Here is a 17819-nt window from a genome sequence, read left to right as displayed (position 1 = left end):
TTATTTGTTCAGTACCTCCATTTGTTGTCTTACCGACTCTTCATGTATGGCTTGTAATACTTGTTGCATAAATTCTCCGTCCATACCCATTTCTTGAGCTTGAGCAATACGCTTGCTCAAAATTTCGTCGTAACGGGCGGTTTGCAAAACCTGCATACCGTGTTCTTTTTTATATTGTCCGATCTCGCGGGAAACACGCATACGTTTTGCCAGTAATTCGAGCAGTTGGTTATCGAATTCGTCGATCTGGCAGCGCAGTTCGGTAAGGCTTTCGGTCGTTTGTTGTGTTTCGCGTATTACCAGCATGTTTAAAATATAATGGAGTACGTCGGGGGTTACCTGTTGGTCTTTATCACTCCAGGCGCAATCGGGATTACAGTGGGATTCTACGATAAGTCCATCGAATCCGAGGTCCATGGCCTGTTGGCTAAGTGGCGCGATAAGTTCGCGTTTACCGCCGATATGGCTGGGATCGCAGATAATAGGAAGTTCGGGTAACCGGCGGCGTAATTCGATGGGTATATGCCATTGCGGGAGATTACGGTATAACTTTTTATCATAAGAACTGAATCCACGGTGAATGACTCCGATTTTGTGTAATCCTGCATTATAAATACGTTCGACGGCTCCGATCCAGAGTTCGAGATCGGGATTGACCGGATTTTTTATGAGGACAGGAATATCGACTCCCTTCAGGGCATCGGCGATCTCCTGAACTGCAAAGGGGTTGGCTGTGGTGCGGGCACCTATCCATAACATATCGACACCATATTTTAAAGCTTCGAACACATGTCGTTCGTTGGCAACTTCGGTAGAAGTGTACATTCCCGTTTCTTCTTTTATCTTTTTCAACCAGGGAAGCCCTTTACTGCCAACACCTTCGAAACCACCCGGTTTGGTACGTGGTTTCCATATCCCTGCACGAAAAATTTTAACACCACGGTTCGCCAGATCTTTGGCCGTTTCGAGTACTTGCTGTTCCGTCTCGGCGCTGCAAGGGCCGGCGATAATCAAAGGGCGTTTGGCATTTACGCCCGGTAATAGAATAGATTCGAAATTCATTGTTTCAGTCATATTGTCGTATTTTTATTTATTATTTTTCAGGTTTGTTTTTATACGTTCGAGAGCTTTTTCAAGGACTTCTTCTGTCGCACAGAGAGAAATGCGTATGAATCTTTTTCCTTGGGAACCGAAAATAATTCCCGGAGTTATGAATACGCGTGCCTGATACAATACTTTATCGGCCAGAGAAATCGAATCGACTTCGTTATCGGGAATGCGTGCCCAAAGAAACATTCCTACCTGATCGGGATCGAAAGAGCATCCCAGCGTATTTACAATTTCTTCGGCGAGATGCCGGCGGCGGCGATACAGGTCGATATTCATTTCCCGATGCCAGGTTTCGTCGGTTGATAATGCCGTAACCGCAGCGCTTTGCAAGGGTTTGAACATTCCCGAATCGATATTGCTTTTTACCCTAAGAATCCATTCAACAAATTGCGGATTGGAAGCGAGCATTCCGATACGCCATCCCGGCATGTTGTGAGACTTACTCATAGAGTTCATCTCTATGCAGATATCTTTTGCTCCCGGTACTTGTAAAATACTCAGTCGATTATCGTTGAGGATAAAACTGTACGGATTGTCGTTGACGATGATAATCCCGTGTTTTTTCCCGAAGTCGACGAGTTTTTCAAACAGCTCGGGAGTGGCCGGTGTGCCGGTCGGCATGTTGGGATAGTTTACCCACATGATTTTTACGTTCGATAAGTCGTTTTTTTCGATTTCTTCGAAATCGGGCATCCAACCGTTTTCTTCTTTCAGCTCGTATTCGATGAGATTGGCTTCGGCCAGATTACTGACCGACCGATACGTGGGATATCCCGGATTGGGAACCAGTACGCCGTCTCCCGGATTAAGAAAGGCCAGTGAAATATGCAGGATTCCTTCTTTAGAGCCAATCAGAGGTTGTATCTCTTTTGCCGGATCGAGTTCAACTCCAAACCATTTGCGGTACCATGTTGCAAATGCATTCCGTAATTCGGGAATACCCACATAGGGTTGGTAACCGTGGGTGTCGTTTCTACGGCTTTCATTGCATAGCGTTTCGATCGTATCGGGATGTGGTGGTTGATCGGGGCTACCGATGCCGAGGCTTATAACCTGCATCCCTTTAGCATTCATTTCAGCAATTTCTTTCAGTTTTTTCGAGAAATAATACTCGCTTATCTGGTTTACTCTGTTTGCCGGAGTTATCATTTTAGAGGGGTTGTGTGAATTCAGCATATTCTCCTTGTATTTTAAAGTCTTTTGTTAATGGAATGATGGCTTCGAGGGATTGACGGTAACGCACGTAGTTATCGAAAGTCACATCTACATAAAACCGGTATTCCCATTCTCTTCCGATGATGGGTAATGATTGTATTTTGGTGAGATTTATATCGTAAAAAGACAGAATCGTAAGAACTTTTGAAAGGCTACCCTGAGAATGAGGAAGGGTAAAAATGAGAGAAGATTTATTTATTTTGCTTTCCTGTATCAATTCTTCTTTTTTCCAGTTATCGGCCAGTATCAGGAATCGTGTAAAGTTGCGTTTGTTGGTTTCGATACCTTCGGCAAGAATATTCAAGCCGTATAATTCGGCAGCCAGTTTTCCGCAAATAGCGGCATGCCCTTTTAGTTTTTTTTCGGATATTTCACGGGCGCTTCCCGCAGTATCGCCTTTCTCTACCACTTTCATAGAAGGGTGACCTGCCAAAAAGTCTCCGCATTGCATCAGGGCGATGGGGTGGGAGTTTACTTCGGTAATATCTTCTATTTTCTCACCCGGCAGAGCGGCCAGCACGTGAGAAATACGCAATTTGTATTCTCCGATGATGCAGGCGTCGCTTTTTCTTAACAATTCATGATTCTGAAGGAGTGACCCCGCGATGGTGTTTTCTATCGCCATGGTTCCTATCAGGGAAGCGTCTTTACCCATATGTTCGAGTAATTCTTCGAAAGTACGGCACTGATCGACCTGTATTTCTTCTCCCGAGAAAAAATTACGAGCCGCTGTTTCGTGATAACAACCCGATACTCCTTGTATTGCAACTTTTTTCATTGTTATAAAACTTCATTATATTAAAAATCCCACACTTTGTTTTTCAAAGGTGGGATATTATAAATACGCTTAATTATTATTACGTGAATTCACCACCTTACGATTTATCATAAAGTAAAAAAAGTAATAAAAGTAAAATCGTATGTTTCGTTTCATCGTAATTCTATTAAAAAAAAATCCCGTCGTTATGACGGGATTTTATTATTTCGTTTCTGTTATTTCATTTTGTTTTCTACATAAAATCCCGTTTCACTTTCTGCTAAAGTAAAAAAAGTAAAAGAAATAATATGCGAAATTGAAATTCTTCATTTGTTTCGTGATTTTTGTTTCACGATGCAAATGTAACGATTCCATCTGTTTTGCAAAACTTTTTCTCGTTTTTTTTACAAATAAGATACGTTTTTTTCTCAAAGGAGTATTTTGTGTATCGCAAAACCGGTTGATAATGCAGAAAAAACAGATATATAACTATTGTAATTTATTTTTTTGTATCTTTGAATCATAAATTATAGATATAAGGAGATAAAATAATGGCTGTTTCAGAAAAAAAACTTCACGAAAAATTGGCTGAGGTTTTTATCGATGCGATAAAAAAAGCAAATGCCGATGATGCGTATTCGTTGTCGGATATGTATGTATGCGTGAAGTATGACGATCTTTCACTTCTGATATATGATGATACGGAACAATTGCTTTTATCTACGACGATCGATGAGTGGGATGAACTGAAAGAAACCTGTGACAATTTTGAAGAAACGGTAATCGATACATTAAAAGCGGTTTTGGGTAGTAAACTGATGCGGGAAGAATTGGAATCGCTGGAATTTGTCGGTCCGTTTTCGGTAATACTGATCGATGAAGATTTCGAACAGATTTGTGAATTGGTTACCGTCGATCATGATAATATCGTATTGGAGGATAATTTTTTTGAAAAAATAGATAAAGAACTCGATGACTTTTTTGAACAACTGATGTCGGATGTAAAATAATAAGTGAAAAAATATTTTAAAAGGGGAAGCATTTTTAGCGTGTTTCCCCTTTATTTTTTTTTGATGTTCTTATATACTAAAAACATACAAAGAAAATTATATTTGTCGGTAATGAATGTACCGTATCGGTAAGAATGGCGATAGTGTAATATTTAATCTTTTGATATTTATAATTACGGAATAATAAAAACATCCCGGCACTCATCGGATATACGATTATGCCGGGATGTTTTAACAGCGAATGCCCTTGTTTTATTTAGAGGATTTTACTTTTTCGATTTCTCTCTGAACGATCGCATCGAGGACAGCGACAGTCGTTAGATTAACGATATCGCGAGAAGAACTTTCGATATCGGTGAAATGAATCGGCTTATTCAGCCCCATCTGAATGGGGCCTATGCATTCGGCTAAGCCCATTTCGAGCATCATCTTATAGGCTGAATTGGCAGAACTCAAGTTCGGGAAAATTAGCGTATTCACTTCTTTTCCGGCTAATTTATTGAAAGGGAATGTTTTATCCCGTAAATTCGTATTCAGAGCGAAATTTATCTGCATTTCACCATCGATCAGTAAATCGGGGTAACGTGCCTGCATTTCGGCTACCGCTTCGTGTACCGAAGCCGGACTACCTTGATCATCGGCTCCGAAGTTAGAGTAGGATACCATAGCCATAACGGGATCATGCGCAAAGAATTTAACCGAATTACGTGCCAAACGAGCAATATCGACCAGTGTTTCGGTACTTGGGTGACGATTTATCAGAGTATCGGCGAGGAAATAAGTCCCTTTCTTAGTATTCATGATGTGCATAGCTCCGAAATGTTTGTGTCCTTCCCGTATACCGATGATATTTTTTGCAATTTCTATGGTTTCGGCATATTTCGTATAGGTACCGGTAATAAAACCGTCTGCATCTCCTACTTCTACCATCATCATTCCGAAATAGTTACGGTCGTACATTTTTTCCCGTGCTTCTGCAAGGGTAACGCCTTCCCGTTGTTTTTTGTTAGCCAATACTCTGGCATAGCGTTCTCTGCGATCGGCTTCTTCGGGGCTGCGCAGATTTAATACCTGTATTCCTTCGAGGCTTACGCCTATTTGCTCGGCCAGTTTGGCGATAAGTTCTTCATTACCTAATAAAATAGGGAAGCAGATACCTTCTTGGTAAGCCATAACAGCCGCATTCAGCATATTAGCGTGATTGGCTTCAGCAAATACGATACGCTGCGGATTTTGTTTCGCCATTTCGGTAAACCGGCGTATCATTTTATTATCGTATCCCATAAGGCTGCGTAGTTTGCTTTCGTATGCGTCCCAATCGGTAATAACTTTACGAGCAACACCTGAACTGATAGCCGCTTTAGCAACGGCAGGGGATACGGTTGTGAGCAGACGCGGATCGAGAGCTTTGGGTATAATATAATCAGGACCGAAACTGATGCGTTTTAGATTATAAGCAGCATTAACGACATCGGGAACCGGTTTTTTAGCCAAATCGGCAATCGCATATACAGCAGCCAGTTTCATCTCTTCATTAATACAAGTAGCTCTTACATCGAGGGCTCCGCGGAAGATGTAAGGGAAGCCTAAAACATTGTTTATCTGGTTGGGATAGTCGGATCGTCCGGTAGCGAAAATCAGATCGGTACGGGCGTTTTTTGCTTTTTCGTATGCAATTTCGGGATTGGGATTGGCCAATGCGAAAACGATCGGATTTTCGTTCATCGATTGTACCATTTCTACGGTTACCACGTCGGCTTTGGAAAGTCCGAGGAATACGTCAGCTCCCCGCATAGCATCTTCGAGTGTATAAATTTTACGATCGGTTACAAATTGTTTTTTAGATTCGGGCAGATTGGTACGTTCGGCATTTATTACGCCTTTGCTGTCTACCATTACGATATTTTCTTTTTTAGCACCGAGCATTACATAAAGTTTGGTGCAAGAGATTGCCGAAGCTCCGGCTCCGTTTACGACGATTTTTACATCTTCTATTTTTTTGCCTTGTATTTCGAGAGCATTTAATAATCCTGCTCCTGAAATAATAGCCGTACCGTGTTGGTCGTCATGCATGACCGGAATATCGAGTTCGGCTTTTAAACGGTTCTCTATCTCGAAACATTCCGGAGCTTTTATATCTTCGAGATTTATCCCGCCGAAAGTAGGAGAGATCGCTTTGACAGCTTGTATAAATTTATCTGGATCTTTCTCGTTTACTTCGATGTCGAAAACGTCGATACCGGCAAATATTTTAAATAGCAGGCCTTTCCCTTCCATAACGGGTTTCCCGGCAAGAGCTCCTATGTCTCCCAGCCCGAGGACGGCGGTTCCGTTTGAAATTACCGCTACCAGATTTCCTTTAGAAGTATATTCGTAAGCTTTTTCAGGATCTTTTTCTATTTCGAGGCAGGGTTCTGCGACTCCGGGTGAATATGCAAGTGACAGATCTAATTGGGTGCTGTAAGGTTTAGTTGGGACAACTTCAATCTTTCCCGGTTTGCCCTGACTATGATAAAGCAGGGCTGCTTCTTTTGTAATTTTAGTCATAGGAGATACAATATTAAATACGTCAGTTTTGTATGTATTTTATATACAAATCGATGCAAATCTAATAATTTATATTTATTCTTAGTGTAATTAATACAATTTATAACATTGTTAAATTGTGTAGATAAGGGAAACGGAGAATATAAATACAGAATAAACTATACAATAATCATCGGGGGAGTGAAAACTACAGGAGTGTTTTGGGTTTCGGTTATTCTAGTTGTTTTCTTTTTTCGATAAGAGATTATATGTTACAGAAATATCAATATGAAAATTGTAAATAAAGTCGAGTGTTTCCTTATTAAAATACCTATAAATTACGCAACCGGAATTAAAATAAATATAGAGTAAGTCTATTATAATTTATTAACGATAGGCGAGGGATAATTTTGAGAAAACTTTTAAAGTATTTCGAGTTTTCGCTCTTTATTTGCAAATAAATATATCTTTTATGAACGTAGAGCTAAAAGAGCGAGTCATTGCAAAAGCTTCATTGTTATTTGTAAGGAACGGTATTAAATCGGTCACGATGGACTATATTGCGGCTCAAATGGGTATTTCGAAACGTACATTATACGAAAATTTTAAAGATAAAGATGAACTTCTTCTGGAAACGATACGGTATATGAACAGGCAGGCAGAAAAAGAAACCTTGGCAATTGCCGAAAAGTCGGTAAACTCTATGGATCTTTTATTGCGTGTATATCAGCATATCGGAAAAAAATTGAGAAATACCAATCGTAATTACTTTACGGATGTAAAGCGGTATCATCCGAAGATCGCCGTGCTCTTTGAAGAAGAGAGAACCGAAAGAATAAAGAATGCTCACATACTCATGAAGCAGGGGATGGCAGAAGGCCTTATACGCCCTGATCTTAAAATAGAGATCGTATCGATGTTGATGATCGCCCAACTCGATTCATTGAAAAATACCGATGATTTAGATATCTCGCGTTTCTCGTTCACCGATATTTTTGAAACCATGTTTATGAATTTTATACGTGGTATAGCGACTCCTAAAGGGGTTGCTTTTATTGAAGAATTTATCGCAAAAAAAATGAAAGATTGAAATATTAAAATAATAATAACCCTCCTTTGAACCAAGAAAAAACGATTTATGAATATAAAATGGAAACTGGCAAGCGCATTTGTCTTATTTACGCTCGCAAAGAGCGGAATATATGCACAAAGTCAGGAAGAAACTTCTGTATTGCGTATCGATTTAGAAAAAGCAGTTGAAATAGCAATCAATGAAAATCCTACGATAAAAGTGGCTGATATGGAAATTGTCCGTAAAAATTACGGCAAAAAAGAAGTCCTCGGCAGTCTCTTTCCTCAGATAGGAGCATCAGCCGATTATTCGTATGCACTGAAAAAACAGGTGATGTACATGGATTTTGATATGTCGGGATTAGCACCGGGAGGTGGAACCGGTGTTCAGGAAAATGCCATTGGGAATGACGGACTTGAAGTTGGACGTGATAATACGATTACGATGGGATTTAATTTGCAGTTTCCTGTAATTGCACCGGCATTGTGGAAAAATATAAAGCTTACCCAGGCCGATGTAGAACAATCGCTCGAGGCAGCCCGTTCGTCTCGTCTTACTTTAATAAATCAGGTGCAAAAAGCATATTATAATGTAATGATGACTCAGGATTCGTATTCTGTATTGAAACAGAGTTATGATAATGCCAAACTCAATGCAGAGAATTACCGTAATAAATTCAATCAGGGAACGGCTTCGGAATATGATGTTTTGCGATCTGAGGTACAGGTAAGAAATCTCGAACCCGGATTATTACAAGCAGAGAATGGGGTAAAACTGGCTAAATTACAGCTAAAGGTACTTATGGGAATTGATATGGGTGTAGAAATTGAAGCTACAAACCGCCTTGCCGATTATGAAAATACGATGTATAGCGAAACAATGGCTATCGATACTTCATTGCGGAACAATACCAGTTTGAAACAACTCGATTTACAGACCGAATATCTTAAACGGGCGATGGAGGTACAAAAAATGTCGTGGTATCCTACTTTAGCGTTCACCGGAATGTATAACTGGCTGGATATGTTTAATAATGGAAAATACGGCAGTAGTCATTGGAATCCTTATTCTACGATCGGATTATCGCTGTCGATCCCTATATTTCAGGGGGGGAGTCGTTATTATAAGGTAAAACAAGCCAAAGTCGCCGTTGCGCAAATGAAATATAACAGGCAGGATCTCCACCGGAATCTTTCGATGCAGGTGCAGTCTTCTCTTGATAATATTCAGAAATCGGTAAAACAGATCGCGTCGAATAGCGAAGGTGTAAAACAGGCGGAAAAGGCTTATATGATCATGCAAAAAAGCTTTGAAATAGGTACGGCGACTTTTGTAGAACTTAATGATGCTGATTTGGCTCTTACTAATTCGAGATTGGCTTATTATCAGGCAATTTATGATTATTTGGCTGCAAAATCTGAACTTGAATTGTTGTTGGGCAATAAAGATTATTCGAAATCCGACGACAATTGATATTTATTTTGAAATAATAAAAAAAGAAATATACTCATGAAAAGAAACGGAAAATACGGACTTCTATCTTTAGCGTTTATAGCGTCTATCATATCATGTACCGATAAAAATAAAACAGGAGATGAAGTTGATGAAAAACCACTTGTTCGGATCGAAAAAGTGACTTCCCAGGATGTTCCCCAATCTCAGGACTTTACGGCAAATGTGCAGGCAAATGTTGTAAATAATATCTCTCCCTCAGTGCAAATGCGCATTAAAGATATAAAAGTAGAAATCGGGGACAGGGTAAATAAGGGACAAGTATTGGTATTGCTGGATAAAACAAGTCTTATACAGCAAAAAACACAACTCGACAATTTACAGCTCGAATACGATCGTCTTGAAGAGTTGTTTAAAGTAGGCGGAGCTTCGAAACAGGCGGTAGATCAAATGAAAACGCAACTCGATGTCGCACGCTCTTCTTACGAAAATTTATCGGAAAATACGCAACTTATCAGCCCCATTACAGGAGTGGTAACAGCTCGTAATTACGATAATGGCGATATGTACGGAGGAAATCCTATTCTTACAATAGAGCAGATTACACCTGTAAAATTGCTTGTACATGTATCGGAAAGCTTTTATACTAAAGTAAAAAAGGGAATGGATGTAAAAGTGAAATTAGATGTATTCGGGGATCAGGAATTTATAGGTAAAGTGAGTCTGATATATCCGACTATCGATCCCGCAACGCGTACTTTTCCTGTAGAAGTTAAATTGGCGAATACCGATGGTAAAGTGCGTCCCGGTATGTTTGCACGAGCAACGATGGATTTCGGAGTAAAAAAACATGTTGTTACTCCCGATCTTTCGGTTATAAAACAATCGGGTTCGGGAGATCGGTATATTTATGTTTATAAAGATGGTAAGGTTACTTATAATAAAGTGGAATTAGGCCGTCAGATAGGTAATAAATACGAAGTAATTTCGGGTATTTCCGATGGAGACGAGGTCGTTGTCGCAGGACAAAGCCGTTTGACGAACGGGATGGAGGTAGAAGTAGAAAAAGATTCTGCCGAGAAATAATTTTTAATGTACTCATCATATTAAAAAACAAGAATAGTTATGAGTTTATATGCAACAGCCGTAAAAAAGCCTATTACGACAGCTCTTTGTTTCGTAGCGATCGTGATACTCGGTCTTTTCTCGTTAAGCCGTTTGTCTATCGACCTGTTACCTGAAATAGAGACAAATACTATTATGGTAATGACGGCTTATCCCGGAGCAAGTGCGGCAGATATAGAGACAAATGTGACAAAGGTGATGGAAAATACGTTGAATACTGTCAGCGACCTTAAACACATTACTTCTCAGTCGAAAGAAAACCTGTCGATTGTAACCATGGAATTTGAATATGGTACCGATATAGACGTAGCGACAAACGATGTACGGGATAAGCTCGATGTTGTAGAGTCGTCGTTGCCGGATAATATCGAGAACCCTATCATTTTTAAATTCGGTACCGATGATATCCCTATTTTGATCCTTTCGGTAACTGCCAATGAAAGTATGCCGGCATTATATAAAATTCTCGATGATAAAGTCGCTAATCCTTTGAAACGTATATCGGGAGTCGGATCGGTTTCTATCACTGGAGCTCCTGAACGTCAGGTACAAATCTATTGTGATCCGCACAAACTGGAAGCATACGGATTAACGGTTGAAGGCATAGCCGGTATTATTGCACAGGAAAATCTGAATACGCCGGGGGGAACGTTCGATATCGGATCGAATACCTATTCGTTGCGTGTTCAAGGGGAATTTACCGATGCCAAGCAGATGGAAAATCTGGTAATCGGTACTACCGGCGATCGTAATATTTACCTGCGTGATGTGGCTCGAGTAGAAGATACTGTTGCCGAAAGGGCTCAAGAAGCTTATAATAACGGCAAACAAGGAGGAATGATAGTTATACAGAAACAGTCGGGTGCCAATTCGGTAAATATTGCGAATCAGGTACTTAAGAAATTACCCGAGATACAAAAATCATTACCTTCGGATGTCGAATTGGGGATGATCATAAATACATCCACCAACATCGAAAATACTATCAGCAGTTTGGTAGAAACCGTTTTTGTAACCTTTATCATCGTGATGATCGTGGTATTGGTATTTCTCGGTCGTTGGAGGGCTACCTTTATCATTGTACTTACTATTCCTATTTCTCTTATCGCATCGTTCTGTTATTTGTTGATGTCTGGAAATACGTTGAATATCATATCATTGAGTTCGCTAAGTATTGCAATCGGTATGGTGGTGGACGACGCGATCGTAGTACTCGAAAATGTTACCAATCATATCGAGCGGGGAAGTGCGCCAAAACAGGCGGCTATTCATGGAACGAATGAAGTGGCTATATCGGTTATCGCATCTACACTCACCATGTTAGCCGTATTTCTTCCGCTTACAATGATACAGGGTATGGCCGGAATTCTTTTCCAACAGTTAGGCTGGATTGTTAGCATTATTATGATTGTTTCTACGGTAGGAGCTCTTACGCTTACACCTATGTTATGTTCGCAATTATTAAAGCTCGATCCTAAAAAAGGAAAACTATATATGTTGTTTTTCGGTCCGATAGAAAAAGGGCTGAATGCGCTCGATAACGGTTATTATAAATTTCTTACATGGGCAGTGGCTCATCGTAAGACAGTAATATTCGGAGCCATTACGTTATTTGTCAGCAGTATGTTTCTTATAAAAGTAATTCCTACCGAATTTTTCCCGACTCAAGATAATGCTCGTATCGGGATTACGATAGAGTTGCCGGTAGGAACACGGGTTGAAATTTCACGTCAGCTTGCGCAGAATATCGAAAAGGAATTCCGAAAAAAATATCCCGAGATAGAGGTTTCTAACTTTACAGTGGGACAAGCAGATACCGATAATATTTTCGGGTCTATACAGGATAACGGAACTCATATTATTTCGTTCAATATAGGTTTGTCGAGTGTTGGAGATCGAGAAAGAGGGCTCACCCAAATTTGCGATCTGATGCGGGATGACCTGAAAAAATATCCCGAAATAAAGACATACGAAGTGAATGCCGGTGGTAGTAATACAGGAATGTCGGCCCAGGCTTCGGTAGATGTGGAAGTTTACGGATTCGATTTTGAAACAACCGATAAAGTGGCTGCGGAACTGGCAAAACGCATGGAGTCGGTAAAAGGAGTGGCTGGGACGAATATCAGCCGTAAAGATTATATACCGGAGTATCAGGTCGATTTCGATCGGGAAAAATTAGCTATGAATGGCTTGAATATGGCAACGGCTTCTTCTTTCTTGCGAAATCGTATTAACGGTACCACGGCTTCGTATTATCGTGAAGACGGAGACGAATACGATATTGTGGTACGTTATGCACCTGAGTATCGTCAAACAATTTCGGATATAGAAAATATAATGATATATAATGCTCAGGGAAAAGGTATAAGAGTAAGAGATCTCGGGAAAGTGGTAGAGCGGATGACTCCACCTACTATCGAACGAAAAGACCGGGAACGTGTTGTTACCGTTTCTGCCATTTTAGGTCCCGATGGGGTATTAGGAGAAGCTGTTAACGGAGTAAAACAGCAGATTTCGAAAATGGATATTCCGTCGAATGTGTCTTTGAATTTTGGAGGTATGTACGAGAATCAGCAAGAGATATTCGGTGACCTTACCATGTTGATGGCACTTATCATAATACTGGTATTTATTATTTTGGCTTCACAGTTCGAATCTCTTACCGATCCTTTTATTATTATGTTTGCGCTGCCATTCTCCTTTACAGGAGTATTTATCGGGCTTGCCGTTACCGGAACTCCTTTGAGTGTAATGGCTCTTATCGGAGTGATCATGTTGGTGGGTATTGTCGTAAAGAATGGTATCGTACTTATCGATTATACGATTCTTAATCGAGAACGAGGGCTATCGGTAACTCATGCTGTCATACATGCTGGTAAATCGCGTTTGCGTCCTGTATTGATGACGACACTGACAACAGTAATCGGTATGATTCCTTTGGCTGTAGGTCGGGGAGAAGGATCGGAAATGTGGCGCTCGATGGGAACCACTGTCGCTTGGGGATTATCAGTATCGACCTTAATTACATTAATTATCGTACCAGTCGTATATTGTGTATTTGCCGGTAACGGAATAAAGAGAAAACGTCGTAAACTTGCGGCTAAACTTGCGAGTTTGTCAAAGTTATGACTTTATAATTTAGGATAAATGAATTTTAAATTCATTTATCCTGTTTTTATATTATCTTCAAATTTAAAATTAAAACAATGAAAGCTATATTTATAACATTCGACCAAGCACATCTTGAAATGATTCATGGGATTCTCGATCATAATAATTGTCGGGGATTTACCTATTGGGAGAATGTTCAGGGGCGAGGCTCTGTAACCGGAGAACCTCATTACGGCAGTCATGCGTGGCCGAGTATGAATTCGGCGATTATCGCTATGGTAGAAGATCGCCAAGTAGATAATTTACTCGATCTTTTGCACAAACTCGACGAACAATCTCCGGCTTTGGGATTAAGGGCTTTTGTATGGAATGTTGAACAGACGATTTAAACTAAATTATTATGACTAACACTTCGATAATCCGGTTTATGTTGAATGGCAGGAAACGTTTCGGTGTTTACGCTTTTTGTGCCGGAACATTTCTTGCAATGTGCGGTCTTATGTATTTAGCTCATTATTTATATTCTATGCGTCTTCCCGGACGTTATCTCACCGGATTGTTCGTCGTGGTTTCTATGCTGCTTTTTATATTTTCATTGTGGGCTGTTTACCGTATGCATAAAGACGGACTTATCGGTGTTATTATTTCCGATGAAGGAGTTACCGATTTATCGACCGGATATTATGTCGGTACTGTGTTATGGAAAGATATAGAACGTATAAAGGTTATGGACGATCTGGAAAACCTCAATTATCAATATGTCGTTTTGGTCGTTAAAAATCCCAACCAGTATATTGTACAAGAAAAAACGGCTATTAAACGACGTTCTTTAATATTGAAATTTCATACATACGGTTCTCCGATATGTATATCTACTCGGGCGTTGTGTTGTACTTTTAATGAATTATATAGTGCTATTAATGATCATTACAGAAAGGCGATAAAATGATTTTTACGATATATCCGATCGTATAAGAATAAAATAGGGTGAATTCTATTCTATTTATTTCGTTTATTAATAGCAAACCTTTTATTATAGATAAAAAAACAGGTATCATTTTTTTGTAATAGATATAAATTTATAAATCGGCCTCTATCAATTAAAAATTAGTTTTTTTACTTTCCTCATGATATTTTTTATCATAATGACATTATAATTAAAGAATTATTTTTTCTTAATCGAAATATTTAAGTCCTTGTATATAAATATTTAAGTAATAAATGGGTATTTATAGCAGATAAAATTTTGTATCATTTTCTTTCTAATTTTGTTTAGAGGTTTTAACATGAAAAATGGAATGATTAAAAAAGTAGAAGTGTAAGTAAAAAGTAATTATGATGTCATTGAAAGAAAAATCGAAAACGTTAAAGAGGGAAGATAATAAATGCGTGATTTATTTACAATTAACGCATGAAAGTAGAATAAAACTTATATCAACCGGTCTAAAAATTTATCCTTGGCAGTGGGACAGTAATCACATGTGTATTGTATCTGGAGTATCGGATATTTCGGAGAAAGCTCAATCGTTTCTCGATTCGAAAATAAAGAATATGGGGAAAAAACAGGTAGCGTCAGAAATGGAATATGATTGTTTTACTCAGGCTCTTTCTTGTGAGGAAAATGATAAAGAGAGTCTTTTGTTTTTTGAGTTTATGAATGACCTGATAAATCGTCTCGAAATTAGCGGATGTTATCGTACAGCTCAAACCTATAAATGTACTTATCGTAGTTTCAGCCGTTTTTTAAAAAAGCATGATATTTGTTTTGAAAAACTGAATGCAGATCTTTTAAAAAAATATGAAAGGTATCTGAAGGATCGAGGACTTACCCTTAATAGTATTTCTTTTTATATGCGAATTTTAAGGGCTGTATATAATAAAGCTATTGAAAATTACCAGATAAATAAAAAGAATTTGTTTAAACACGTTTATACTGGAATAGAAAAAACACGTAAAAGAGCGGTTGATGAAGGGGTAATTTCTCAATTAAAGAAACTGGATTTAGAGAATAAACCCGGTTTAGCTTTAGCCCGAGATCTTTTTTTATTTAGTTTTTATACAAGAGGTATGTCGTTTATCGATATGGCTTATTTAAGGAAGAGGAATATTAAAAATGGATTTATTTACTATAACAGGCAAAAAACAGGGCAACAATTACGTATCAGAATAGAACCTTGTATTCAGGAAATTATCAATCGGTATGTTTCTGTAATGGAAAATTCAGATTTTATTTTGCCTATTATCCGGAAAAATGACAATGAAATTTCAAGTAAAAAATATCTGAATGCTATTTCATATCAGAATAAACAATTGAAAATTATTTCTCGTATGCTTAATTTACCGATAAACCTTACTACTTACGTGGCCCGCCATACGTGGGCTACTGCTGCTAAAAAGAAGAATATTCCAATTTCGATAATTAGTGAGGGCATGGGGCATAATAATGAATCTACCACTCAAATATATCTTGCTTCATTGGATCAGGCTATGATAGATAATGCAAACCATAAAATATTATGTGAATTATAATAATTGTGTCCTATCTCTTAGACAGAGATAGGACAATTTATATTTCCTTTTGGTTATTAATTAATTAAGAAAATTTTATCGCTATAATTTCTTTGTATCTCATTTTTATTATAATGACTTTTTGCAGAAAATATTTAATTAATGCTTTTTTATAAATTGAGATATTAATAAAATTGAATAAATAAACAGTATTCTGTGTTAATTTGTGTATGAAATCAACATCTATAAGGGAATAATTTAGTAAAAGTTTATTGTATGAATCATATTAATAATTTATCTTTGTACAATTAAATGAGTGTCCTATCTCTGTCTAAGAAATATGACTTCAATAAAAGGTGTAATTTATAGTTTGTCGAAGATAGTATCTTACTGTCTGGAAGCTTAGGCTTTGTCTTGATTGAATGAAAAAAATTATGATTGATAAAGAAGAACGGCATTGGTTTGTCGCTAAAACATATCGAAAAGAAAAAAAGATAAAGCTGCGTCTTGATGAAATGGGAATCGAGAATTTTATTCCTTTTCATAAAGTCGTTAAGGAAAAAGACGGGAAAAAGAAAACTTCAATAGAACCTGTCATCAGTAATCTTATATTTATACATTATGATACGAAAGGAAGCATATCTTTAGTAAATGAATATGGCTTCGAGATGCGTTATATGCGTAATCTCGAGGATCGAACCTTGCTTCGAGTTCCCGATAAACAAATGTCTGATTTTATTTATCTGATCGAAAATTATGAAAATCAGGTCGAATTTGTTTCGCCCGATTTGAGAAAAGGCGATAAAGTTAGAGTTATTAAAGGTGATTTTGCGGGTATCGAAGGCGAACTTATTCGTATTAGAGGACATAAACGGGTTGTCGTTCGTCTGGAGAACTTTTTTGCATTAGCTACCGTATTTATTCCCGGTAGCTTTTTAGAACGCATTCCTAATGAATAGTTAATATAATGCAAAGTGAATTAGAGAAATATTTTCAATGTCTGTTGAATAAAGTAAATACACTTGATTTTACGCAATTAAAAATCGGGGAATTAGCTACACTTTTAAAAGGGTATTCTAATTTACGATTACCGGTAAAGATTGCCGGAGATAACGATTTCGGGATATCATATGCCGATATCATATCATATTTACAAAAGATAGCGGATACCCTATTTCTTAAAATTGCCGATAGCTCCGTTAAAGCGGATAATGAAAACGCTCGAGCTTTAATTTCTGTAATGTCTACTTGTATAGACGGTGAAGATGAAATTCGTTTACAAAGAGCTCTCGATCTGGTAAATAAATTGTTTTTCGATCGGGATAAAAATGTATTACTGAAAAATGTATGTGATCTTGAAAAATGTACGTTGTTGAGTTATTGTTTTTATTTTACCGGTGATAACGGGTGTGCCGAAGAAGCAAAAGATATAATCGATAATATCGCTGCGAGAACCAATGACGGGGTTTGTTGTACGATTTCTGAAACGATAAAAAGGTTATTTACTATACAAGTATATGAAGCATTGACTTCAGATGAAGATTTTCATATGATATTGGATAATTCTCTTCGTAAAATCATTACTCGTATGAGATCGGTCGATATCTTTTATCGATCGGTTTTGGGAGGGGAGATTCTTAAATTACTGTATCGATCTTCGATGATCGATGAAAATCGGGATTTAGAAAAAAAAATATGTTCGGATATTATTACAGAAGATCGTAGATCGATATCGGATAAAGATATAACTGAAGATTTATTGACTGTATTCGATACTTTATCTTTTGTTGTTGGAGAACATATTCTGATGAAAGAAAAGAGTCTTTTTTATACTGAGGTATCCGATTAGACAATAAAAGTACGTATAAAAATTCCATTACATGCGAACTATATTAGTAACAGGAGGCGCCGGCTTTATCGGGAGCAACCTGTG

14 protein-coding genes are annotated in these 17819 nt (G+C 38.1%); 10 read left to right on the top strand and 4 right to left on the bottom strand.

Going from position 1 to position 17819, the window contains the following annotated elements:
- Genes NMU02_RS06170 through NMU02_RS06160 form a run of 3 tightly spaced genes read right to left on the bottom strand, consistent with a single transcriptional unit; the run spans position 1 to position 3103 of the window.
- The gene (locus tag NMU02_RS06170; RefSeq protein WP_255026928.1) at positions 1-1062 is read right to left on the bottom strand and encodes a bifunctional 3-deoxy-7-phosphoheptulonate synthase/chorismate mutase type II; all 1062 of its coding nucleotides are present in this window, start codon (positions 1060-1062) and stop codon (positions 1-3) included.
- 24 nt (positions 1063-1086) lie between these two features.
- Complete coding sequence (locus NMU02_RS06165) at positions 1087-2286, bottom strand: pyridoxal phosphate-dependent aminotransferase (RefSeq protein WP_255026624.1); 1200 nt, start codon at positions 2284-2286, stop codon at positions 1087-1089.
- Positions 2261-3103 (bottom strand): prephenate dehydratase, encoded by an 843-nt coding sequence (locus NMU02_RS06160; protein WP_255026623.1) that lies wholly within the window; start codon positions 3101-3103, stop codon positions 2261-2263. Before NMU02_RS06160 ends, NMU02_RS06165 begins: the two co-directional genes overlap by 26 nt.
- Positions 3104-3633: 530 nt before the next feature.
- Between NMU02_RS06160 and NMU02_RS06155 the strand changes: the two genes are divergently transcribed.
- Positions 3634-4092, top strand: a complete 459-nt coding sequence (locus NMU02_RS06155) for a hypothetical protein (protein WP_255026622.1) — start codon at positions 3634-3636, stop codon at positions 4090-4092.
- Between the two features lie 252 nt (positions 4093-4344).
- Here NMU02_RS06155 and NMU02_RS06150 read toward each other — a convergent pair whose 3' ends face one another.
- Complete coding sequence (locus tag NMU02_RS06150) at positions 4345-6639, bottom strand: NADP-dependent malic enzyme (RefSeq protein ID WP_255026621.1); 2295 nt, start codon at positions 6637-6639, stop codon at positions 4345-4347.
- A gap of 451 nt (positions 6640-7090) precedes the next feature.
- On the opposite strand from NMU02_RS06150, the gene NMU02_RS06145 reads away from it, so the two are divergent.
- From NMU02_RS06145 to NMU02_RS06105, 9 genes are all read left to right on the top strand, one after another.
- A complete protein-coding gene (locus tag NMU02_RS06145; RefSeq protein WP_255026620.1) occupies positions 7091-7708 on the top strand; it encodes a TetR/AcrR family transcriptional regulator in 618 nt (205 codons plus the stop codon).
- Positions 7709-7756: 48 nt separating this feature from the next.
- Positions 7757-9163, top strand: coding sequence for a TolC family protein (locus NMU02_RS06140; RefSeq protein ID WP_255026619.1), 1407 nt, complete (start codon positions 7757-7759; stop codon positions 9161-9163).
- A 36-nt stretch (positions 9164-9199) separates the two neighbouring features.
- The gene (locus tag NMU02_RS06135; protein WP_255026618.1) at positions 9200-10228 is read left to right on the top strand and encodes an efflux RND transporter periplasmic adaptor subunit; all 1029 of its coding nucleotides are present in this window, start codon (positions 9200-9202) and stop codon (positions 10226-10228) included.
- 39 nt (positions 10229-10267) lie between these two features.
- Positions 10268-13396 (top strand): efflux RND transporter permease subunit, encoded by a 3129-nt coding sequence (locus NMU02_RS06130; RefSeq protein WP_255026615.1) that lies wholly within the window; start codon positions 10268-10270, stop codon positions 13394-13396.
- Between the two features lie 77 nt (positions 13397-13473).
- Entirely contained in the window at positions 13474-13767 is a 294-nt protein-coding gene (locus tag NMU02_RS06125; protein ID WP_255026614.1) for a PG0541 family transporter-associated protein, read from the top strand.
- Between the two features lie 11 nt (positions 13768-13778).
- Positions 13779-14327 (top strand): STM3941 family protein, encoded by a 549-nt coding sequence (locus NMU02_RS06120; RefSeq protein WP_255026612.1) that lies wholly within the window; start codon positions 13779-13781, stop codon positions 14325-14327.
- A gap of 386 nt (positions 14328-14713) precedes the next feature.
- Complete coding sequence (locus NMU02_RS06115) at positions 14714-15907, top strand: tyrosine-type recombinase/integrase (protein WP_255026610.1); 1194 nt, start codon at positions 14714-14716, stop codon at positions 15905-15907.
- 413 nt (positions 15908-16320) lie between these two features.
- Positions 16321-16845: a UpxY family transcription antiterminator gene (locus NMU02_RS06110; RefSeq protein ID WP_255026608.1), complete on the top strand. Its 525-nt coding sequence runs from the start codon at positions 16321-16323 to the stop codon at positions 16843-16845.
- 8 nt (positions 16846-16853) lie between these two features.
- Positions 16854-17735 (top strand): hypothetical protein, encoded by an 882-nt coding sequence (locus NMU02_RS06105; RefSeq protein ID WP_255026606.1) that lies wholly within the window; start codon positions 16854-16856, stop codon positions 17733-17735.
- Positions 17736-17819 lie beyond the last annotated feature (84 nt).

The organism is Coprobacter tertius (genome assembly GCF_024330105.1).
GTDB lineage: Bacteria > Bacteroidota > Bacteroidia > Bacteroidales > Coprobacteraceae > Coprobacter > Coprobacter tertius.
Note: the sequence above shows the minus strand (reverse complement) of the source record. Positions and strands in the feature narration are given on the sequence as shown.